Origin of the sequence: Mesorhizobium sp. M0518, assembly GCF_040321125.1 — a bacterium.
GTDB lineage: Bacteria > Pseudomonadota > Alphaproteobacteria > Rhizobiales > Rhizobiaceae > Mesorhizobium.
Genome location: NZ_JAMYQY010000007.1, coordinates 22,085 through 42,069, shown reverse-complemented (window position 1 = coordinate 42,069; position 19,985 = coordinate 22,085). Strand labels below are relative to the sequence as shown.

The 19,985-nt window shown below is 63.6% G+C and carries 16 protein-coding genes, 1 tRNA gene and 2 pseudogenes; 7 read left to right on the top strand and 12 right to left on the bottom strand.

Translation table 11 applies throughout. The annotated features are described in order from the left end of the window. Positions 1-113: 113 nt before the first annotated feature. From NKI66_RS12030 to NKI66_RS12015, 4 genes are read right to left on the bottom strand one after another with little or no spacing between them, the layout of a single operon-like run. Positions 114-1,052 (bottom strand): sugar ABC transporter substrate-binding protein, encoded by a 939-nt coding sequence (locus tag NKI66_RS12030; protein WP_023811535.1) that lies wholly within the window; start codon positions 1,050-1,052, stop codon positions 114-116. 14 nt (positions 1,053-1,066) lie between these two features. Beyond that, the gene (locus NKI66_RS12025) at positions 1,067-2,062 is read right to left on the bottom strand and encodes an ABC transporter permease (RefSeq protein ID WP_127322263.1); all 996 of its coding nucleotides are present in this window, start codon (positions 2,060-2,062) and stop codon (positions 1,067-1,069) included. After that, on the bottom strand, positions 2,062-3,060 hold the full coding sequence (locus NKI66_RS12020) for an ABC transporter permease (protein ID WP_245273225.1): 999 nt from the start codon (positions 3,058-3,060) through the stop codon (positions 2,062-2,064). The genes NKI66_RS12025 and NKI66_RS12020 overlap by 1 nt, the downstream gene beginning before the upstream one ends. Beyond that, on the bottom strand, positions 3,057-4,559 hold the full coding sequence (locus tag NKI66_RS12015; protein ID WP_352551217.1) for a sugar ABC transporter ATP-binding protein: 1,503 nt from the start codon (positions 4,557-4,559) through the stop codon (positions 3,057-3,059). Before NKI66_RS12015 ends, NKI66_RS12020 begins: the two co-directional genes overlap by 4 nt. A 339-nt stretch (positions 4,560-4,898) precedes the next feature. On the opposite strand from NKI66_RS12015, the gene NKI66_RS12010 reads away from it, so the two are divergent. From NKI66_RS12010 to NKI66_RS11995, 4 genes and pseudogenes are all read left to right on the top strand, one after another. Beyond that, positions 4,899-5,573: a GntR family transcriptional regulator gene (locus NKI66_RS12010; RefSeq protein WP_128287601.1), complete on the top strand. Its 675-nt coding sequence runs from the start codon at positions 4,899-4,901 to the stop codon at positions 5,571-5,573. 19 nt (positions 5,574-5,592) lie between these two features. Then, a pseudogene (locus NKI66_RS32670) lies at positions 5,593-5,736 on the top strand (L-rhamnose mutarotase); the annotation flags it as partial. Positions 5,737-6,073: 337 nt separating this feature from the next. Next, positions 6,074-7,585, top strand: coding sequence for a UxaA family hydrolase (locus NKI66_RS12000; protein WP_023811529.1), 1,512 nt, complete (start codon positions 6,074-6,076; stop codon positions 7,583-7,585). A 68-nt stretch (positions 7,586-7,653) separates the two neighbouring features. Continuing rightward, entirely contained in the window at positions 7,654-8,400 is a 747-nt protein-coding gene (locus NKI66_RS11995; protein WP_023811528.1) for an SDR family NAD(P)-dependent oxidoreductase, read from the top strand. A gap of 14 nt (positions 8,401-8,414) precedes the next feature. Here NKI66_RS11995 and NKI66_RS11990 read toward each other — a convergent pair whose 3' ends face one another. The 6 genes and pseudogenes from NKI66_RS11990 to NKI66_RS11965 all read right to left on the bottom strand — a co-directional run bounded on the left by NKI66_RS11990 (position 8,415) and on the right by NKI66_RS11965 (position 15,387). Next, positions 8,415-9,320, bottom strand: coding sequence for a dihydrodipicolinate synthase family protein (locus tag NKI66_RS11990; RefSeq protein ID WP_023811527.1), 906 nt, complete (start codon positions 9,318-9,320; stop codon positions 8,415-8,417). Positions 9,321-9,331: 11 nt separating this feature from the next. Then, positions 9,332-11,045, bottom strand: a pseudogene (gene araD / locus NKI66_RS11985) (L-arabinonate dehydratase). Positions 11,046-11,059: 14 nt separating this feature from the next. After that, positions 11,060-11,839 carry an SDR family oxidoreductase gene (locus tag NKI66_RS11980; protein ID WP_023811525.1) on the bottom strand — a complete coding sequence of 260 codons (780 nt, stop codon included), beginning with the start codon at positions 11,837-11,839 and terminating at the stop codon, positions 11,060-11,062. A gap of 15 nt (positions 11,840-11,854) precedes the next feature. After that, on the bottom strand, positions 11,855-12,805 hold the full coding sequence (gene araH, locus NKI66_RS11975) for an L-arabinose ABC transporter permease AraH (RefSeq protein WP_023811524.1): 951 nt from the start codon (positions 12,803-12,805) through the stop codon (positions 11,855-11,857). Positions 12,806-12,815: 10 nt separating this feature from the next. Next, positions 12,816-14,327, bottom strand: a complete 1,512-nt coding sequence (araG, locus tag NKI66_RS11970) for an L-arabinose ABC transporter ATP-binding protein AraG (RefSeq protein WP_023811523.1) — start codon at positions 14,325-14,327, stop codon at positions 12,816-12,818. A gap of 70 nt (positions 14,328-14,397) precedes the next feature. Continuing rightward, positions 14,398-15,387 (bottom strand): arabinose ABC transporter substrate-binding protein, encoded by a 990-nt coding sequence (locus NKI66_RS11965; RefSeq protein WP_023811522.1) that lies wholly within the window; start codon positions 15,385-15,387, stop codon positions 14,398-14,400. Positions 15,388-15,644: 257 nt separating this feature from the next. Between NKI66_RS11965 and NKI66_RS11960 the strand changes: the two genes are divergently transcribed. Next, positions 15,645-16,334: a FadR/GntR family transcriptional regulator gene (locus NKI66_RS11960; RefSeq protein ID WP_245273229.1), complete on the top strand. Its 690-nt coding sequence runs from the start codon at positions 15,645-15,647 to the stop codon at positions 16,332-16,334. Between the two features lie 8 nt (positions 16,335-16,342). Next, the gene (gene dgoD / locus NKI66_RS11955; protein WP_023811520.1) at positions 16,343-17,491 is read left to right on the top strand and encodes a galactonate dehydratase; all 1,149 of its coding nucleotides are present in this window, start codon (positions 16,343-16,345) and stop codon (positions 17,489-17,491) included. A 192-nt stretch (positions 17,492-17,683) separates the two neighbouring features. Here dgoD and NKI66_RS11950 read toward each other — a convergent pair. Then, positions 17,684-17,759: transfer RNA gene (locus tag NKI66_RS11950), tRNA-Ala, on the bottom strand. A gap of 172 nt (positions 17,760-17,931) precedes the next feature. Then, on the bottom strand, positions 17,932-18,321 hold the full coding sequence (locus tag NKI66_RS11945; RefSeq protein WP_023811519.1) for a TIGR02300 family protein: 390 nt from the start codon (positions 18,319-18,321) through the stop codon (positions 17,932-17,934). 206 nt (positions 18,322-18,527) lie between these two features. Here NKI66_RS11945 and aroA point away from each other — a divergent pair, with 206 nt between their 5' ends. Continuing rightward, positions 18,528-19,886, top strand: a complete 1,359-nt coding sequence (gene aroA / locus NKI66_RS11940; protein ID WP_023811518.1) for a 3-phosphoshikimate 1-carboxyvinyltransferase — start codon at positions 18,528-18,530, stop codon at positions 19,884-19,886. Positions 19,887-19,985 lie beyond the last annotated feature (99 nt).

Genomic DNA, 19,985 nt, shown 5'->3' with positions numbered 1-19,985 from the left:
CCACAAACTCTGTAGAGTTAGTTTATTCCAATTCTGTCGCCGCTATTAGAATTTCTCTCTCCAACGCGTCGGCGGTGAGGCCGACCCGAGTGCACCGGGCCGGCCTTCCTGAATCAGAACGCGGGTTCGACCGCGTTGACATTGTCCTTGGTGACGACGGTCAGCGGGATGGGTAGCCGGTCCTTGACCTCCTTGCCGTCGATGATCTCGGCCATCGTGTTGATCGCCAGGCGGCCATCCTCGACGGGCGACTGGACGATGGTCGAGTACATCTCATTGGTGCGGATCGATTCGAACGCATCCTTCTGGCCATTGATGCCGACGATCGGCGGTGCGGCCTTGGAGGGGTTCGCCTCCTTCCATGCGTCGATGAAGCCGCGGGCCATCGTGTCGTCATTGGCGTAGACACCGCTGATCTGGTCGCCGAAGCGTGTGATCAGATCGCGGCTGACCACCAGCGCCTTTTGCTGGTCGAAGTCGGCGTTGACCGTGTCGAGCACCTTGATGTCGGCATTGGTTTCCTTGAGACGGTCGGTGAAGCCGCTGACACGTCCGATCGTGGTGCCGTTGCCAGCCTGGCCGGCGATGATGACGACGGAGCCCTTGCCGCCCAGCGCCTTGCTCAGCGAGTCCGCCGCCAGCTTGCCTTCCTCGTAGACATCAGGCCCGGTGAACGACTTGATGAACGGCTTGGCATCGTCGCTCATCGGCGAATTGATGAGGATCGCCGGAATGTTCGCCTGCTGCGCGCGCGCCAGCCCCGGTATGTATGCCTGCGGGTCGAGCGGCCACAGGATGATGCCGTCGACCTTGCGCGCAACGCAGGTGTTGAGCTGCTCGGTGCCTTTCTGGACGTCGAAATCCTGGCTGAGGCTCAGGATCTCGATGCCGAGTTCCGCGGCGCGCGCCTGAAGCGCCTTGTTGGCCGGCGTCGCGTAGGCATGCGAATCCGCTGCCGTCACGTAGCAGACCGTCTTGGCGCTGGCCCAGCCCGTCGATGCCAGCACAGCCGCCATGGCGGCGACGTGAAGCATGCTTTTCTTGCCAATCATGTGTTTCCTCCCAATCATGTGGTTCCTCCTTGAGTGATTGGATTGTCGCGAACGAGCGCCGGGCGCGTGCCCGGAGCCCTCCCCTTGGTGGTAACGGCCCGATCGAGCACGACGAGCAGGATCAGGATAAGCCCGGACACGACCTGCTGGACGTATGCGGGAACGGACTGGAACTCCATCGCGATGGTCAGCGAGCCGATTGTCAGCACGCCGCCGAGCGTGCCGAGCGCGGATCCCCTGCCGCCTTCGAGACGAGTTCCGCCGACAACGACCGCGGCAATGACGGCGACCGTCAGTTCCGAGCCGAAGACGGGCGAGCCGGTGTTGGTGACGAGGCTCTGGAGAACCCCCGCTAGGCCGGCAAGCGTGCCGGCAAAGACAAAGCCGAGAAAGACGATACGGTCCGAGGCGATACCGCTTTCCTTGGCAGCCGCCGGGTTGGATCCCACCGCAAAAACGTTACGCCCAGGTATGGTGCGCGTCAGCCAGAAATGCAGCAGCACGATCAGGGCGATGAACAGCGCGCTGCGGAGGGTGAAGACATCGAGATAGATCTTGGCCAGCGCCAGGGAGAGCATGATGTCGGTTCCGGTCACCGGCTGGCTGTTGGTGATCCAGTGCGCGAGCGAGCGGAAGATCAGCATCGTCGCGAGCGTCAGCACGAGCGAATTCACCTTCAGGCCGACGACCAGCATGCCGTTGACGGCGCCTGCCAGGGTACCGACCAGGATGCCGACGATCGCGGCAGGGAGGATGCCGATCTCTCGCTGCAGGATGACCGATACGATGCCGGCCAGGGCAAACACCGCGCCACCGGAGAGGTCGATCTGGCCCGATATCAAAAGCACCGTCAGGCCGATCGCGATCAGGCCGATTGTCGCCGCCCGGTCGAGGCCGAGGCCGAGGGTCGATGCCGAGAGGTAGCCGGGGACCACCAGCGCGGAAATGACCAGCGTCAGACCGAGAATGACGATGACGCGATACTGCGAGACAAGCGAAAGAAAACGCATCACGACACGCCCCGCTTGCGCAGCGCCGCATCCATGCCGACGGCGCCGACGATCAGGATGCCGAGCACGAAACCCTGGATCGGCGTGCGCACACCGTCGAGCACCATGACGTTGGTCAGCAGTTGCACGAAGATGAGGCCGGCGATGGCCCGTGGCACCGATCCGAAGCCGCCGACGATCGACACGCCGCCGACCACCACCGCCGTGATGGCACTGAATTCGTAGCCGCCGCCGATGAGCGGCCGCGCGCTCTGCAGCGTCAGCCCGAGCAGGCCGCCACTGATGCCGGAAGCGAGTGCTGTGATCACGAAGGCGCCAGCCTTCACGGCCTGCACCGGAACCGCACTTGCCTCGGCGGCGCTGTAATTGCCGCCGGTGGCGAGCGTCCATCTGCCCCAGAAGGAGCGGGACAGGACGAAATGGCCGACAAGAGCAATGACCAGGAAGATCAGCACCACGACCGGAATGCCGAACAGCCGGCCCTTGGCGAATTCGGCGGAGGCGGGATTGCTGCCATAGACGATGACCCCGCCGACAGCCGCCTGGACGATGCCCAGTCCGATCGTGCCAATGCCGAGCGTGGCAATGATTGGATTGATGCCGACATATCCGACCAGGACCCCGTTGAGCAGGCCTATGAGGCCCGCGAGACCAACCGCCAGCACGAAGGCCGGCAGCGGCCCGATCATCGGCTGCAGCCCGAGCGACAGGATGGCGCCGCAGGCGATGGTGGCCGGCACCGACAGGTCGGCCAGGCCGCCGACCACGAGCACGAAGGTCATGCCGACGACGACGATGCCGACGATGGACATCGAGGTCAGGACGTTGAGCAAATTGCCTGATGTGAAGAAGGCGGGGCTGACGAAGGAGCCGTAGAGCATCACGGCGAGGATAGCGAAGGCCAGCCCCGCCTTCGACAGGACATCGACAAGCCTGCTGCCACGCGTAAAGCGGTCGTTGCGGTTCACGCCGCCGATCTCCATGGCAGCTTCGGTCACGCCGTCTCCTCCCCCGTGGCTAGCGCCATGATGCGCTCCTCGCTCAATTCGCTGCGCAGGAGAGGCTCGGAGGCATAGCCATCGCGCATCACCACCACGCGATCGCAGACGCCGAGGATTTCGGGCAGCTCCGACGAGATCATCACGACCGCCATGCCGCCGGCGACGAGTTGGCCGATGATGTGGTGGATCTCGGCCTTGGCGCCGACGTCGACGCCCCGCGTCGGCTCGTCGAGGATCAAGGCCGAAGGTTTGGCGGCAAGCCATTTGGCGATGACCGCCTTCTGCTGGTTACCGCCCGACAGAAGGCTGATGCGCCGTTCGCCGTCGGGCGGTGAAATCGAAAACTGCTTGACCGAGTCCGCGGCAAGCGAGTGATCGGCGCTGCGGCTGATGCGACCGAAACGGCTCAGGCGGCGCAGTATGGGCAGGCTGATGTTTTCCCGGATCGACATTCCAGGCACGACGCCGTCGCCCTTGCGATCTTCCGGAACATAGGCAATGCCTGCCCTGACCGCCTGGGATGGCGAGTTGATCGAGACCTCGCGTCCGTTGACGCTGACCGAGCCCTCGACAAGCCGCGACAGGCCGAAGATTGCGCGGGCGACCTCGGTGCGGCCAGCGCCCACCAGCCCCGTCAAGCCCAGTATCTCGCCGGCGCGTACATCGAAGCTGACATTGCGGAAGCGCGTGCCGTCGCTGATGCGTTCGACGCGCAGCACCGACTTGCCGATCTCGGCCGGGCTTTTCGGGAAGACATTGCTGACTTCGCGACCGACCATCAGCCTGATCATGTGAGCGGCATTTATGCCTTCGATCGGACGCGTCTCGATCATTGAGCCGTCGCGCAGCACAGTCACCTCGTCGGCGATTTCGAGCACCTCCTTCAGTCGGTGGCTGATGTAGATGATGGCGATGCCGTCATCGCGCATCTTGCGCAGGATCCGGAACAACGCCGCCGTCTCATGCTCGCTGAGGCTGGATGTCGGTTCGTCCAGGACGATGATCCTGGGCTGCGCCGCGTAGGCTTTGGCGATCTCGACGAGCTGCTGCTGGCTGATCGACAGGTTGCCGAGCCGTTCACGTGGGTTGATGGCCGCTCCGAGCTCATCGAGAACGGCGGCTGCAGCCCGGATCATCTCGCCCTTGCGCAGAAAGGTCCACTTGCCCGGCATGCGGCCGAGATAGACGTTTTCGGCGACGCTCAGGTCGGGGACCAGATTGATTTCCTGATGCACCATGCGGATGCCCAGCGCCTGGGCGTCCGCGGGCCGGCGCATGCGCACTTCGGCGCCGCCGACCCTGATTGTGCCGCTGGTGGGTGCGTAGGACCCGTTGAGCACTTTCATGAGCGTCGATTTGCCGGCGCCGTTCTCACCCACGACCGCATGAACGGTACCGAATTTCACGGCGAAATTGACGTTGGACAGAGCCTTCACGCCCGGGAACGTCTTGCTGATGCCTCGCATGTCCAAGGCGCAATCGGCGGCGACAGTCATATCTGGCTAGGTTCCTCCTGGCGGCTGGCCGATCGTCCTCGGTATCGGCCATCGATATGTTAGTATAATAGTTTCTTCAACGCAGCTCGACCCCTCTTCGAACTGGCTTGAACGTCCGGGCTTTTGAACACGCGACTCAGTCCAGGCTCTCGGTTGCGGATTGAATTTCTCACCGCGGACGATGACTATTGCACTAATATAACAGTTCTGGCAAGCTGGATTCCGGCGGTCGTTTATGGGCATCGTGTCCACCGACACCCGACGCTTCCATTGGATGCGTGCCAATTGACATTCTAGTATTATCTGGCCATTTCTGGTGAACGAAGACACGGATTTGCAATGGACCTGGATCCTTCGACGCTCAATCGGGCTCTTCCGCTCCGCGATCAGATCTACCACAAGATCCGCAACCTGATCGTCGTCGGGCAGCTGAAGCCGGGGGAGGTGATCAACGAGGTCGCCATCGCGGAGGCCCTGGGGGTGTCTCGCACCCCCGTTCGCGAAGCGGTCAAGCGCATCAGCGACGAGGGCCTGGTCAAAATCCTGGCACAGACCGGCACCTATGTCGCTCCGATCAGCCGGGCCGACCTGGAAGAAGCCTATGTCATCCGGCGGGCCCTGGAGATGGAAAGCGCCCGACGCGCGGCCGCCAAGTTCACAGCGGCAGCCAGCGAATTGCTGGAAGACAACATGGCGGCGCACCGGCTTGCCATATCGCGCGGCAGATATGCCACCGCGATACAGCTCGACGATGTCTTCCACCGCACCATAGCCGAGATCTGCGGCCTGCCGATGATCTGGAGAGCCGTCGACATCTCGAAGGCACAGATGGACCGCGGACGCTATCTCGCCATCCCAAGACCGGGTTATGGCGAACAGACGATCGAGCAGCACGAGGCCATTTTCGACGCGCTGAAGCGCCACGACGCCGAGGGGGCGGCAAGGGCCATGGAACATCATCTCGAGACGTCGTTCCGCAACACGCTCGAAGTCGCCGCCGACCTTCTCGACTGAAGCCTCGCGAGCAACCGGCATGCAAAGAATGGGGCTTTGTATCGGCGTGAAAGCCGAGGCGATCGCGGACTACAAGCGCGTCCACGCCGCCGTCTGGCCCGAGGTGCTGGACGTCATCAGTCGCGCCGACATCCGCAACTATTCGATCTTCCTGCGCGAACCGGAGAACGGTGGGAGTTGTGCGACCCCATGCAGACGCCGCTGCCGACGCGCGCCGACGGGCGAATGGCGGGCGGCCATGGAAGAGGTCTTCCATCTCGACTGACCGTGTCCCGGCCGTGCGGCGGTCCGTTCTTTCATCCAGCCGTTTGCCGCCCTCAAACTGCGCCGCAAGGCGCACTCATTGCACGCCACTCACCTAACCGATCCGCCGCAACGCCCTGCAGTCCAGGCCTTTCGCAACCGCACCTTGACCACTGACATTCTGTTATATTAGTATTCCAAATCACTTTTGCCTCTCGGCGCTCCTTGTCGGGGGGAGCTTTTTCAGAGTTTGGGTCATGGCACGGTTCATCAAGCTGTCGGATATCGACAACATTCTTCTGGCGGTCGATCCGTTGAAAATCGGCGACAAAGCCGGGGACGTGGCGGCCAGGGCACGCATACCGCGCGGGCACAAAATGGCCTTCCGCGACATCGGCTCGGACGAGCCGATCGTGAAATACGGCCAGACCATTGGTTTTGCGCGGGGATCCATCGTCGCCGGCGACTGGGTTCACGAGCACAATGTGTATCTGCGCAATTTCGAACGCGACTACGTCTTCGGCACCAATACCAGGCAAACCGAGGTCGTTGCCGAGGCCGAGCGCGCTACTTTCATGGGTTACCGCCGGCCGAGCGGCAAGGTGGGCACGCGCAACTTCATTGCCGTCCTGACCTCGGTGAACTGCTCTGCCAGCGTCGCCCGGTTCATCGCCGACGAAGTCAACCGGTCCGGCATCCTGCGCGACTATCCCAATGTCGATGGCGTCATTGCGCTCGTCCACGGCACCGGCTGCGGCATCGACACCAAAGGCCCCGCTTACGACCTGCTGAAGCGCACGCAATGGGGCTTTGCCACGAACCCCAATGTCGGCGGCGTGCTGATGGTCGGGCTCGGCTGCGAAGCGTTCCAGATCCCACGCTGGATGCAATCCTACAACATCGAGGAGAGCACGACCTTCCGCACAATGACCATCCAGGAAACCGGCGGCACGCGAAAGACGGTCGAAGCCGGCGTCAAGGCGATCGTCGACATGCTGCCTACGGTGAACGCCGCCGAAAGGACGCCGCAGCCGGCCTCCGAACTGGTGCTTGCGCTGCAATGCGGCGGCTCGGACGGCTATTCCGGCATCAGCGCCAATCCGGCACTTGGCGCGGCGGTGGACCTGCTTGTCGCGCAAGGCGGCACGGCCGTGCTTTCGGAGACGCCGGAGATCTATGGCGCCGAACATCTCCTCACCTTGCGCGCCGAGAGCCGCGCAGTGGGTGAAAAGCTGATCGAACGCATCCGCTGGTGGGAGGATTATACCGCCAGGCACGACATGGAGATGAACAACAACCCCTCGCCCGGCAACAAGCTGGGCGGGCTGACGACCATCCTGGAGAAATCGCTCGGCGCCTCCGCCAAGGGCGGCACCACCAATCTGCGCGCGGTGCTGGAATATGCCGAGCCGATCAACGAGCGCGGCCTCGTCTTCATGGACACGCCCGGCTACGACCCGGTCTCGGCCACCGGGCAGGTCGCCGGCGGCGCCAACATATTGTGCTTCACCACCGGCCGCGGTTCGGCCTTCGGATGCAAGCCGACGCCCTCGATCAAGCTTGCCTCCAACACCTTTATCTTCGAGCAGATGCGCGAGGACATGGACATCAATTGCGGGGATGTACTGGACGGCGTCTCGCTGGCCGAGAAGGGCCGGGAAATCTTCGCCGAGATCCTGCGCGTGGCATCCGGCGGGCGCACCAGGTCGGAAGCGCTCGGCTATGGCGACAACGAGTTCGTGCCGTGGAGCCTTGGCGCGACCATGTAGCGATATCGCCCGCCTGCACAGGCCGGCGGGCGCCCACGAAAAATCTCAAACGGAAAGAACCGCTCGACATGAACAGCATCGATCTTGACGGCCAGCACGCTGTCGTCACCGGCGGCGCCCAGGGCCTCGGCTTCGCGATGGCCAGACGCTTCGTTGCCTCCGGCGCGACGGTCAGCTTGTGGGACCTCGATGAGGCACGTCTCGAGACCGCACGAGAAGAACTCGGCAGCGCCGCTTCGACAGAATTGGTGGATGTCGCCGACTGGGCGTCGGTGGATGCCGCGCGCGCCAGGACCGAAGAGCGCGCCGGCAAGATTTCCATTCTGGTCAATTCCGCCGGGATCGCGGGCCCGGCCGCCCCGCTCGACGTCTACGACATCGAGACGTGGAAGAAGGTCATCGACGTCAATGTGAACGGCACGTTCTACGTCAACCGGGCGGTGGTTCCGGGAATGAAGGAGCGCAATTACGGGCGCATCGTCAACATCGCCTCGGTCGCCGGCAAGGAGGGCAACCCCAACGCATCAGCCTATTCGGCCTCGAAGGCGGCGGTCATTGGCCTGACCAAGTCGCTCGGCAAGGAACTGGCGCAGTACGACATCGCGGTGAACTGCATCTCGCCAGCCACGGCGCAGACGCGCATTCTCGAACAGCTGACGCCGGAGCATATCGAATATATGCGCTCGCGCATTCCGCGCGGCCGCCTGCTGGAGGTCGACGAGGCCGCCGCCATGGTCGCCTGGCTCGTCTCCAAGGAGAACAGTTTTACAACCGCCTCCACGTTCGACCTGTCGGGTGGGCGGACGACCTATTGAAAGGCAGTTGCCGTTCAGCCAGGCAACCGACCGAGATCAACCGCAAAGCGCTCCACCATCGCGAGGCCAGGCTCGCTGGGCCGCATCGCCGGAGCCCGGTCGTGTATCGGGATGCCTGCGCGGGCGCCGAACAGCCGCTTGCCATAGCAGATCAAGTTTTCGATGCCTTGCATGACGAAGACCGCTGCCGGCAACATTCTTGCATATTCAGCCTCGGCCGTGGCTTCGCCTCCGGCGCGGAACGCATGATAGGCGCGCACGGCATAGTCGGCGCAATCCGGCGCCAGGATCATGCCGCGGCAACCGATGCGGAAATTGTCGATCAGTTCCAGGCCGCCACGCCCGTTGAAAACCGGTATCCGGCCATCGGTACGCTCGATCAGCCCGGCGATGTCGGTAACCGGACCCTCGCCCTTGATCAGCCTTACGTTGGGATACAGCGTGACGAGGTCGCGGATTTCGTCTGATGAAAGGCCGCGCCCGAAAAACGCCGGCGCGTTCTGGATCGCCACCGGCAGATCGGTCGCCTCGGCAACGCGGCCGAAGAAGCTGATGTATTCCGGCGTACCATAGGATCCGACGGGCGGCGGCTGCAGGATCACCCAATCCGCTCCGACGCTTTCGGCGTGCCGAACCTGCGCCACCTGCTCAGCCACAGAAGAACCGAAGATGGTGAAGGCGAGCGGCACTTTTCCGGCGGTGTCTTCGGCTGTCCAGTCCATGATCGTCCGGCGCTCGGCGTCGGTCAGCTTGGCGACTTCCGTCGCCAGGCCGAGCGCCGCCATGCCGTGCACGCCGCTCGCCAGGCAAATCTCGACCTGCCTGCGCATCGCTGCGCGGTCGAGTTTTTCGTCGCTGTCGAACAGCGCGTAGAGAATGGCGTGAATGCCGTGGAAATCGTCAGGCTGGAAATTGGGCATGCAGGTCAGCCTCAATGGCTTTCGCGAGGGATAGCATGGCCACGGCATCCGACGAGAAAGTCGAGATCGGCGCCGCGATCCGCCTGCAGAACATGGTCGACATAAAGTCCCTGATAGCCGCCGCGCATCGCCGGCTCCGGCGGAGCCCAGGATGTCCGCCGCCGCGCCAGTTCCTGTTCCGACACGTCGAGATGCAGCTTTCTTGCTTCGACATCGAGTTCGATGAAGTCGCCGCTCCTGACCAGCGCCAGCGGACCGCCGACGGCGGCTTCCGGTGCAGCGTGCAGAACGACGGTGCCGAAGGCGGTACCGGACATGCGGGCGTCGGAGATGCGTATCATGTCGCGGACGCCTTGCTTCAGCAGCTTCCGAGGCAGAGCCATGTTGCCGACCTCGGCCATCCCCGGATAGCCCTTGGGGCCGCAATTCTTCAGCACCATGACCGAGCTCTCGTCGATATCGAGCGCGGGATCGTCGACGCGCGCCTTGTAGTCGTCGATGTCCTCGAACACGACGGCGCGGCCGCGATGCTTCATCAATCCTGGCAACGCGGCTGAAGGTTTGAGTGATGGCGCCGTCCGGCGCCAGATTGCCGCGCAGCACCGCGATGCCGCCCTGGGCGGTAAGCGCCTTGTCGCGCGGGCGGATAACCTCGGGATTGTAGTTTTGGGCATCGGCAATGTTGTCGCGCACGGTCTTGCCGGTGACCGTCAGCGCGTCGAGATCAAGCCGACTGGCGATCTCTTTCATGACGGCCGGAATGCCGCCGGCGTAGCAGAAATCCTCCATCAGGAAGCGGCCGGACGGCATCAGGTCGAGGATGGTCGGCACATCGCGGCCATATCGATCCCAATCGTCCAGCGTCAGCTCGGTGCCGACACGGCCGGCAATCGCCAGCAGATGCACGACCGCATTGGTCGAGCCGCCGATGGCACTATTGACACGGATTGCGTTGGCGAAGGCCGCCTTCGTGAGGATGGCCGACGGGCGCAGATTCTCATCGACCATCTCGACGATGCGCCGCCCGGTCATGCGGGCGATGCGGCTGCGGCGCGCGTCGACCGCCGGATAGGCGGCGTTGCCGGGCAGCGCCAGGCCGAGCGCCTCGACCATCGAGGCCATGGTCGAGGCCGTGCCCATGGTCATGCAGTGGCCGGGCGAGCGCGACATGGCGCTCTCGGCATTGGCGAAATCCTGCTCGCTCATCACGCCGGCGCGGACATCCTCGGAGAATCTCCACACATCGGTGCCGGAACCGATCTCCCGTCCCTGAAAGCGGCCATTGAGCATCGGTCCGCCGGAAATGACGATCGACGGCAGATTGCAAGAGGCCGCGCCCATGACCAGCGACGGCGTGGTCTTGTCGCAGCCTGCCATCAGCACGACGCCGTCCATCGGGTTGCCGCGGATCGCCTCCTCGACATCCATTGAGGCGAGGTTGCGAAACAGCATCGCCGTCGGCCGCAGATTGGACTCGCCGCAAGAGAAGACCGGGAATTCGAGCGGCAGGCCGCCAGCTTCCAGGACGCCGGCCTTGATGTGCTCGATCAGGCCACGGAAATGCACGTGGCAAGGCGTGAATTCGGAGAAGGTGTTGCAGATGCCGATCACCGGGCGGCCGTCGAAAGCATCGTCGGGCAGGCCGTTGTTCTTCATCCAGCTGCGGTGGATGAAGGCATCCTTGCCCAGCCCGCCGAACCAATGCTGCGATCGTCTCTTGGTCATGGTCTTTCCGGCGTTCAGGCGGGATGCTGCAGCTGGCTCAGCCCGCCATCGACGACGAGCGTCGCCGCGTTCATGAACGGGCACTCGTCGGAAATCATGAACACCGCGGCAAGCGCGATCTCGTGCGCCGTGGCGATGCGGCCGCCGGGATGCAGCGCCATGGTGTTGGCGCGTGCTGCGGCCGGATCGGCAAAGCTGTTCCAGTAGTCGATCGCCTTCTGCGTCTCGACATAGCCCGGCGCCAGCGCGTTCACGCGCACGCCTTGCGCCGCATATTCGAGCGCCAGCGATTTGGTCAGGCCGAGCAGAGCGTGCTTGGCGACGGGATAGGGGAAGGTGTGCGGAATGATGGTGAAGCTGTGCGTCGAGGCGATGTTGAGGATGGCGCCGCCGCCGCTTGTAATCATGCCCGGCAGCACAGCCTTGCTGCAATTCCAGGCGCCCTTGACGTTGAGGTCGAAATTGCGGTTCCACTCTTCCTCGGTCGCCTTGAGCGGCGTCGAGAACACATTGACCCCGGCATTGTTGATCAGCGCGTTGATGTGGCCGATTTCGTCGGTCGCTTGGCCGACGGCAGTGGCAATCGCGGCTCCGTCGCTGATGTCGGCTGCCGCATGCCCGACATGGCCGTGCGGCGCGGCAAGGCCGGCGACGGCCTTGTCCAGCAGTGCGCCGTCGCGGTCGACGAGGAACAGTCTTGCACCTTCGGCAAGGCAGGCCTCGGCGATGGCCAGCCCGATGCCTTGCGCGGCGCCGGTCAGGAAGATGCGTTTGCCGGAAAGGCGCTCAGCCATTTTTGTCCCTCCAGCTTAGCGCCGGCCCAGTGCCGACGAGCGCAGATTGTCGAGCAGCACGGCCAGCAGCAGGATCACGCCACGTACGATGTACTGGTAGAAGGCCGGGATGTTGAGCAGGTTCATGGCGTTTTCGGCGATGCCCATGATCAGCACGCCGACGATGACGCCCGACATGGTGGCGCGGCCGCCGGCAAGCGAAACACCGCCGAGCACGCAGGCCGAGATGACCGAGAGTTCGAGCCCGACCGCCGCGTTGGGCTGGCCGGAGGTGATGCGCGACGCCAGCAGGATGCCGGCGATGCCGCAGACGACGCCCTGCAGCGCAAAAATCCAGATGCGCGTCCGGTCGACATTGACGCCGGCAAGACGCGAGGCCTCCGGATTGCCGCCGATGGCCAGCGTGTTCTTGCCGAAGACGGTGCGGTTGAGGACGAAGCCGAAGATGCAAAACAGGATAGCGAGCACCCAGACCGGCGTCGGTATGCCGAGCAGTTTCGAGAGCGCCAGCTGATAGAAATCCGAGCTGTTGATGCCGACGGCACGGCCGTCGGACGCGATCAGCGCAAAGCCGCGCACGATCTGCATGGTGGCCAGCGTCGTGATCAGCGCGTTGATGCGGAATTTGGCGATGACGACGCCGTTGATGAAGCCGACGAAAGCGCCGCAGGCGATTGCCGCCAGCAGGCCAAGCAGGATCGAGCCGGTGTAATTCGACGCCATCACAGCGACCATGCCGGCAAAGGCGACGATCGAACCGACCGACAGGTCGAAGTCGCGCGCGGCGAGGCAGAACATCATGGTGCAGGCGACGATGCCGACGGTGACCACCGACTGCAGCAGGCCGAGCATGTTGCGGTCCGTAAGGAAGTTCGGCACCAGAGCCGACACCAGCGCGAAGGCGACGACGAAGATGACGACGAGGCCCTGTTCGCCGAGCAGGATTTTTTTCAACTGGTCGGTCATGCCAAAGTCCTCAGGATGCGATCGCGTCGGGAGTTTTCTGATCGGGGAGAGCGGCGGCCAGGATCGCCCTTTCGGCGAACTGGTCGCGGGTGAGTTCAGCGCTGACGCGGCCACCGCACATCACCAGAATACGGTCGCAGATGCCCATCACTTCCGGCAGTTCGGACGAGACCACGACGATCGCCATGCCGTCCTGCGCAAGCTGGTAGAGCAATTCGTAGATTTCCGATTTGGCCCCTACGTCGATACCGCGCGTCGGTTCGTCGACAATGAGAACCCGCACCCCTTGTTCGGACAGCCAGCGGCCAAGGATGACCTTCTGCTGGTTGCCGCCGGAGAGATTGATGATGTCCTGCTTGCGCGACGGCGTGCGCACCTTGAGCTTCTTGATGAAGGTTTCGGCGGTGGCGATCTCGCTGGCGCGGTTGAGCACGCCGAAGCGCGTGTGATGGCGCCGCGACGAGATGTTGATGTTCTCCTCGACCGAGCGGCCCTGGATGATGCCGTCATGCTTGCGATCCTCCGAGCACAGCACGATGCCGGCCCGGATCGTGCCACGCGGATCGGCGGCACGGACCAGCTTGCCGTCGACGGTGATGCTGCCGCCCGAGCGCGGATCGGCGCCACAGACCAGCCGCATCAGTTCCGAGCGCCCGGCGCCGATCAGGCCGAAGAAGCCGACGATCTCGCCTGCCCTCGCCTCGAAACTGGCCGGCGTCTTCAGTTTGGGGCCGCTGAGAGCGTCGACCTTCAGGCGGACATCGCCCGTTTTTCGTGCGCGAAAACCCCAGATATCCGAAATCTCGCGGCCGACCATCTCGGCGACGACCTGGTCGCGGGTGACGCCTTTCAGCGACGCATGGTGCGCCGCGAGCTTGCCGTCGCGCAGCACGGTCAGGCTGTCGCAGAGCCGGAACACTTCGTCGAGCCTGTGCGAGACATAGATGATGACCTTGCCTTCGCCGCGCAGGCGGTCGATCAGGGCAAACAGGATTTCGCTTTCGCGCGAGGAAAGCGACGAGGTCGGTTCGTCCAGCGCGATAACGCGTGCGTCGAGCATGACCGCCTTGGCGATCTCGACCATCTGGCGTTCGCCGATCGACAGCGTCTTGACCTTGCGGCGCATGTCGATGTCGATACCGGCCGATTTCAGCTTGGCGCCGACGTCGTCCAGCATCCGGCGGCCGGCGATGATGCCGGCGTTGGCGGGGAAACGACCGAGGCTGAGGTTTTCGGCAACGGTGAGTTCAGGAACGAGTTGCAGTTCCTGATGAATGACAATGACGCCATTGTCGAAGGCATCCCGGGTCGAGGTATAGGCCTGAACCCTACCGTCAATGCGGATCTCGCCCTGATCGGCATGCTGGTCACCGGACAGTATCTTGATCAGGGTGGATTTGCCGGCGCCGTTCTCGCCCATCAAACCATGCACGGCGCCTTTGTCGACACCGAACGAGACGTCCGACAGCGCCTTGACGCCCGGATAGGTCTTGGTGATGTGCGAGAAGTCGAGAAAGGACACGGGCAGCGATCCTCTTATGGAATGGCAAACAGGCGGCGGGATGAGCCGCCGCCTGTTTGTACAGGGAGGATTATTCGATGCCGAGACCCTGGCGGACCTTCTGGTAGTCGTCGCGCTTGGCGAGTGCACCCGAGGTCAGGATCAGCTTCTCCGGCTCCTTGTTGTTGGCAACCCAGTCATACATGTTGAGCGCCGTCTCGTAGCCATGACGCTTCGGCGAGATGATCACGGTGCCGACGAAGCCGGTGGCCGTCGGCTTCTTAAACTCGTTGATCGCCGAATCCGCGCCGCCAATGCCAACACCGATCATGCCGTCCGCCGGAATGCCAACGCTTTCGGCTGCACGCACGGCGCCGAGCACCGCTTCGTCGTTGAGGCCGAAGGAAACCCACTTCTTGATGTCGGCATGGGCGTTGAGCACGACCGTCGCCGCATTGAGGGCAGCTTCCGTGTCGGTCTTGGCCTGCGGGGCGTCAAAAATGTTCTCGGCCTTGAAGCCGTTTGCCTTCAGCACCGAGATGGCACCTTCGACGCGATCGACCGCCGTCGGCAGCTGGTCGTAGGAGACGCGGATGGCGCCAACCTCGTCGGCTTTCCAGCCGCGCGCCTTCATTTCGTCGACGATCGCCTGGCCGACGGCTTCGCCGATCTTGGTGGCCGAAATGCCCATATGCGGGACGTCTTCCAGCGCCTTGCCGTCGGCGCCGACCAGACGGTCGTCGACAGTCATCAGCTTGAGATTGTTGGCGGCGGCCTTGGCGACGATGCCGGGGCCAAGCTTCACGTCCGGTGTGCAGACGATGAAGCCCTGGGCGCCCTGGGCGCCGAGATTGTCGATCGCCGACATCAGCTTCTCACCGTCCTCGGCGCCGATCTTGACCAGGGTAAAGCCCTTCTCCTTGGCGGCCTGGTCAGCGAACTTCCATTCGTCCTGGAACCACGGCTCCTCGGGCTGCTTGACGATGAAACCGATCTTGGTGTCCTGAGCATATGCAGCGATGGTCGTGACGGACAGCACGGCAAGCGCGCCCGCGACGAGCGCGGTCTTCAAAAGTCGCATGATTACCTCCCAGCGATAGACCGGGCGCTCAGCCCGGATGCCGGAGTGTCTAATCGTTTTTATCATACTCGTCAATTGATCTGGTATGATAATTAATGTACATGCTCTGACCAGCAATCGCTGGCGCAATCAGTCCGCATCCGTTAATGGCGGATCGGTTGTGCGAAACCAGCGGTTCGCCGCCTTGGAGGAGGGCTGAGGTGACCGGGACTTTGAAGAAACCGCAAGGCGACACAGCCACTCGCCGCCCGCGCGTCATGCCCGATGTGACCAAGGCAATGGCCTCAGACATCTTTTCCGGGCGCTACCCGGCCGGATCCTCCTTGCCGACCGAAAACGAACTCGGCGTCGAATATGGTGTCAGCCGCACTGTCATCCGCGAGGCCCTGAAAGTGTTGGCGGCAAAGGGGCTGGTGCTGTCGCGGCCGCGCGTCGGCACGATCGTCTGCAACGAGGACGACTGGAACATCATCGACCCACAGGTGCTGGCCTGGCACGCGCCGCATGCACTGGACGACAAGCTGTTCGACGCCATCCTCGAAACGCGCCGCGCCATCGAGCCGCTGGTCGCCGAACTGGCGGCCACGCGCGCAACGCTGCAGGAAATAGCCGATCTCGAAGCGGCATGGCGCGGCATGGCCGGCGCCGGCGAGGATCTCGCCGCCTTCTCGCGCAGCGACATCGCCTTCCACCAGATCGTCTATACAGCGAGCCACAACCCGATCTTTCGCCAGATCGGCAATCTGATCGACACCGGGCTGAAATTCTCGCTGGAGGCGACGGCGGTGATTTCGCTCGACCGGCGCATGGAGGCCGTGGCGGCGCACCGCGAGGTGGTCGAGGCGCTGCGCATGCGCGACGCGGAGGCGGCGCGCGGGGCGGCAAATCGAATCCTCGACCTTGCGGCGCGCGACCTCGTCAGCGCCAAGAAACTCAAGAGCAACTGAGACGGCGCATGAAAATCATCTCGCTCACCACCTACATCGTTCCGCCGCGCTGGCTGTTCCTGAAGATCGAAACCGATGCCGGCGTCACCGGCTGGGGTGAGCCGGTCGTCGAAGGCCGGGCGCTGACCGTCGAGGCAGCGGTCAAGGAGCTTGGTGATTACCTGATCGGCAAGGATCCCCGCCTGATTGAAGACCACTGGACGGTAATGCACCGCGGCGGCTTCTATCGTGGCGGGCCGATCCTGATGAGCGCCATTGCGGGCATCGACCAGGCACTGTGGGACATCAAGGGCAAGGCGCTCGGCGTGCCGGTGCATGAACTGCTCGGCGGCAAGCTGCGCGACACGATCAAGGTCTATTCCTGGATCGGCGGCGACCGGCCGGCGGAGGTCGCGGCCGGTGCCAAGGAAATGGTGGCGCGCGGCTTCCTGGCGCTCAAGATGAACGGCACGGAAGAACTGCAGATCGTCGACAGCCATGACAAGATCGACGCGGCTATCGAACGCGTCGCCATGGTGCGCGAGGCGGTCGGGCCCAACATCGGCATCGCCGTCGATTTCCATGGCCGCGTGCACCGGCCGATGGCGCGCGCCCTGGTCAAGGAGCTCGAGCCCTACAGGCTGATGTTCATCGAGGAGCCGGTGCTCAGCGAAAACCGCGAGGCGCTGAAGGAGATCGCCGCGCTTGGCTCGACGCCGATTGCGCTCGGCGAGCGGCTCTACAGCCGCTGGGACTTCAAATCCGTGTTCGAGGAAGGTGTCGTCGACATCATCCAGCCCGATTTGTCGCATGCCGGCGGCATCACCGAATGCCGCAAGATCGCGGCGATGGCGGAAGCCTATGACGTCGCGGTGGCGCCGCACTGCCCGCTCGGGCCGATCGCGCTTGCCGCATGCCTGCAGCTCGACGCGGTCAGCTACAACTGCTTCATCCAGGAGCAGAGCCTCGGCATCCACTACAACGCCTCCAACGACCTGCTCGACTATGCCGCCAACAAGGATGTCTTCCGCTACGAGGATGGCTATGTCGCCATCCCCGACGGCCCGGGCCTGGGTGTCGAGATCGACGAGGACTATGTCAAGGAGCGCGCTAGGGAAGGCCACCGCTGGCGCAACCCGATCTGGCGCCACAAGGACGGCTCCTTCGCCGAGTGGTGATCGGGCTGGCTTTCAGTCTCTAAGCGCTCCATGAACAGTGAAGACTTTGTCCGGCGAACAGTTGCTCTCGAGAAATGGCTGGTTCGTTCCGTTTGATGGGGGCGCTTTCAGCGGCGTTGCCTGAACTGACCATCAAACGCAGATGACCGCAGTACGGCACATTCATCGGCTGCGAATTGCAGAGGGACTGTTTGGTGGAGCCAATCGGGATCGAACCGACGACCTCTTGAATGCCATTCAAGCGCTCTCCCAACTGAGCTATGGCCCCACTTCCGGCAGTCAACCGGCGCCGTTTCCGGCGAAGAGATCCGGCGCGGGTTGGAGACCGCGCCGTTAGTGCAGGCGGCTTCTAACCCCGCCTTTCGTCAATATCAAGCCTTCAAGAGCCGCTTTTTCTTCGCAGGCTACGAAAGCCTGCAAACGCCCGCTTTCAAGGCCGATCAGACCTCGTCGTCGTCGTCGCCGACGCCGATCATGTCGGCAACGTCGTCATCTTCTTCCTCTTCGTCGGCGAGGAAGGTGTCATCCTCGTCGTCGCCGAGGTCGACGTCATCCTCGTCGTCGCCGAGATCCGGCAGGTCGTCGCCCTTGGCGTCCTCGTCGGCCTCTTCAAGCGAGACGACCTCAACGCCCTCTTCTTCCTCGGCGTCCACTTCCTTCTCGGCCACTTCCTCTTCCTCCTCGAGAGCGGCAATCTTGCCTTCCTCGAAATAGGAACGCGGATAGGTCTTGCCGGTGTAGGGCGAGACGATCGGGTCCTTGTTCAGGTCGTAGAATTTTCGGCCCGTCTCCGGGTCGATACGTTTTGTGCCAAGTTCGGTTTTTGCCACGGCAAGCCTCGTCAATAAAAGAGTGGTCCCCTTAACCACAGTTTGCAGCGCTGTCAAAGCGAAAAGCCGGCGTCACAAAACCATACGTTGAAAGGCGTCGCGTCAGTGACGACCATGGGGGATGACCATTTCGGCCCGCCGTGATACGAGACCGCCGCAACAAATGAAAAGCGCCGGCCCGCCGGCATTCCGTCCAGGGAAATTCCATGTCTCACGCCGCCGCGCCCAAGCCGGCCACCGCCCGCCAATCCCCAGCCCTTTCTGGTATCGCGCGCGTGCCGGGCGACAAGTCGATCTCGCACCGCTCCTTCATGTTCGGCGGCCTCGCCTCGGGCGAGACCCGCATCACCGGCCTGCTCGAAGGCGAGGACGTGATGCGCACAGGTGCTGCCATGAAGGCTATGGGCGCACATATCGAGAAGAACGGCGACGAGTGGGTGATCCGCGGCACAGGCAATGGCGCACTGCTGCAGCCGGAAGGCCCGCTCGATTTCGGCAATGCCGGCACCGGCTCGCGGCTCACCATGGGCCTTGTCGGCACTTATGACATGGAGACGACCTTCATCGGCGACGCCTCGCTGTCGGGCCGGCCGATGGGCCGCGTGCTGGAACCCTTGCGCCAGATGGGCGTGCAGGTGCTGAAGGCGACACCGGGTGACCGCATGCCGATCACGCTGCATGGGCCAAAGCATGCCGCGCCGATCACCTATCGTGTGCCGATGGCCTCGGCGCAGGTCAAGTCGGCGGTGCTGCTTGCCGGGCTGAACACGCCGGGCATCACCACCGTCATCGAGCCCGTCATGACGCGCGACCACACCGAAAAGATGCTCAGAGGATTCGGCGCGAACCTGTCGGTCGAAACCGACGAGCGCGGCGTGCGCCACATCTTCATCGAAGGACAGGGCAGACTGACCGGCCAGACCATCGCCGTGCCGGGCGACCCGTCCTCGGCCGGCTTCCCGCTGGTGGCCGCGCTGATCGTGCCGGGTTCCGACATCACAATCGAGAACGTGCTGATGAACCCGACCCGCACCGGCCTGCTTTTGACGCTCCAGGAAATGGGCGGCAAGATCGACATTTTGAACCCGCGCAACGCCGGTGGCGAGGACGTCGCCGATTTGCGCGTGCGCTACTCCGAGTTGAAGGGCGTCACCGTGCCGCCCGAGCGGGCGCCGTCGATGATCGACGAGTATCCGGTGCTGGCGGTCGCGGCGAGCTTCGCCGAGGGCGAGACGCTGATGCAGGGGCTGGAGGAGCTGCGCGTCAAGGAATCCGACCGGCTGTCGGCCGTCGCCAACGGGCTGAAGCTCAACGGCGTCGATTGCACCGAGGGCGAGGCCTCGCTCGCCGTGCGCGGAAAACCGGGCGGCAAGGGGCTGGGTGGCCATCCGAACGGCCAGGACACGACCGTGCAGACCCATCTCGACCACCGCATCGCCATGAGTTTCTTGGTCATGGGGCTGGCGACGGAAAAGCCGGTGACGATCGATGACGCCGCGATGATTGCGACGAGCTTTCCGGAGTTCATGGGGCTGATGACGGGGCTGGGCGCGGAGATCGGCTAGTCGATGGCTTGGGACCAGACTGCAACGCTGGCGGGACAGCACCCCCCTCTGTCCTGCCGGACATCTCCCCCGCAAGGGGGGAGATTGGCGGCTTTGGCG

Bases quoted from the DNA above. Each gene is read 5' to 3' on its own strand.
- NKI66_RS12030 (WP_023811535.1), bottom strand. From the start codon at position 1,052: ATGATTGGCAAGAAAAGCATGCTTCACGTCGCCGCCATGGCGGCTGTG.
- NKI66_RS12025 (WP_127322263.1), bottom strand. From the start codon at position 2,062: ATGCGTTTTCTTTCGCTTGTCTCGCAGTATCGCGTCATCGTCATTCTC.
- NKI66_RS12015 (WP_352551217.1), bottom strand. From the start codon at position 4,559: ATGACTGTCGCCGCCGATTGCGCCTTGGACATGCGAGGCATCAGCAAG.
- NKI66_RS12010 (WP_128287601.1), top strand. From the start codon at position 4,899: ATGGACCTGGATCCTTCGACGCTCAATCGGGCTCTTCCGCTCCGCGAT.
- NKI66_RS12000 (WP_023811529.1), top strand. From the start codon at position 6,074: ATGGCACGGTTCATCAAGCTGTCGGATATCGACAACATTCTTCTGGCG.
- NKI66_RS11995 (WP_023811528.1), top strand. From the start codon at position 7,654: ATGAACAGCATCGATCTTGACGGCCAGCACGCTGTCGTCACCGGCGGC.
- NKI66_RS11990 (WP_023811527.1), bottom strand. From the start codon at position 9,320: ATGCCCAATTTCCAGCCTGACGATTTCCACGGCATTCACGCCATTCTC.
- NKI66_RS11980 (WP_023811525.1), bottom strand. From the start codon at position 11,839: ATGGCTGAGCGCCTTTCCGGCAAACGCATCTTCCTGACCGGCGCCGCG.
- araH (WP_023811524.1), bottom strand. From the start codon at position 12,805: ATGACCGACCAGTTGAAAAAAATCCTGCTCGGCGAACAGGGCCTCGTC.
- NKI66_RS11965 (WP_023811522.1), bottom strand. From the start codon at position 15,387: ATGCGACTTTTGAAGACCGCGCTCGTCGCGGGCGCGCTTGCCGTGCTG.
- NKI66_RS11960 (WP_245273229.1), top strand. From the start codon at position 15,645: ATGCCCGATGTGACCAAGGCAATGGCCTCAGACATCTTTTCCGGGCGC.
- dgoD (WP_023811520.1), top strand. From the start codon at position 16,343: ATGAAAATCATCTCGCTCACCACCTACATCGTTCCGCCGCGCTGGCTG.
- aroA (WP_023811518.1), top strand. From the start codon at position 18,528: ATGTCTCACGCCGCCGCGCCCAAGCCGGCCACCGCCCGCCAATCCCCA.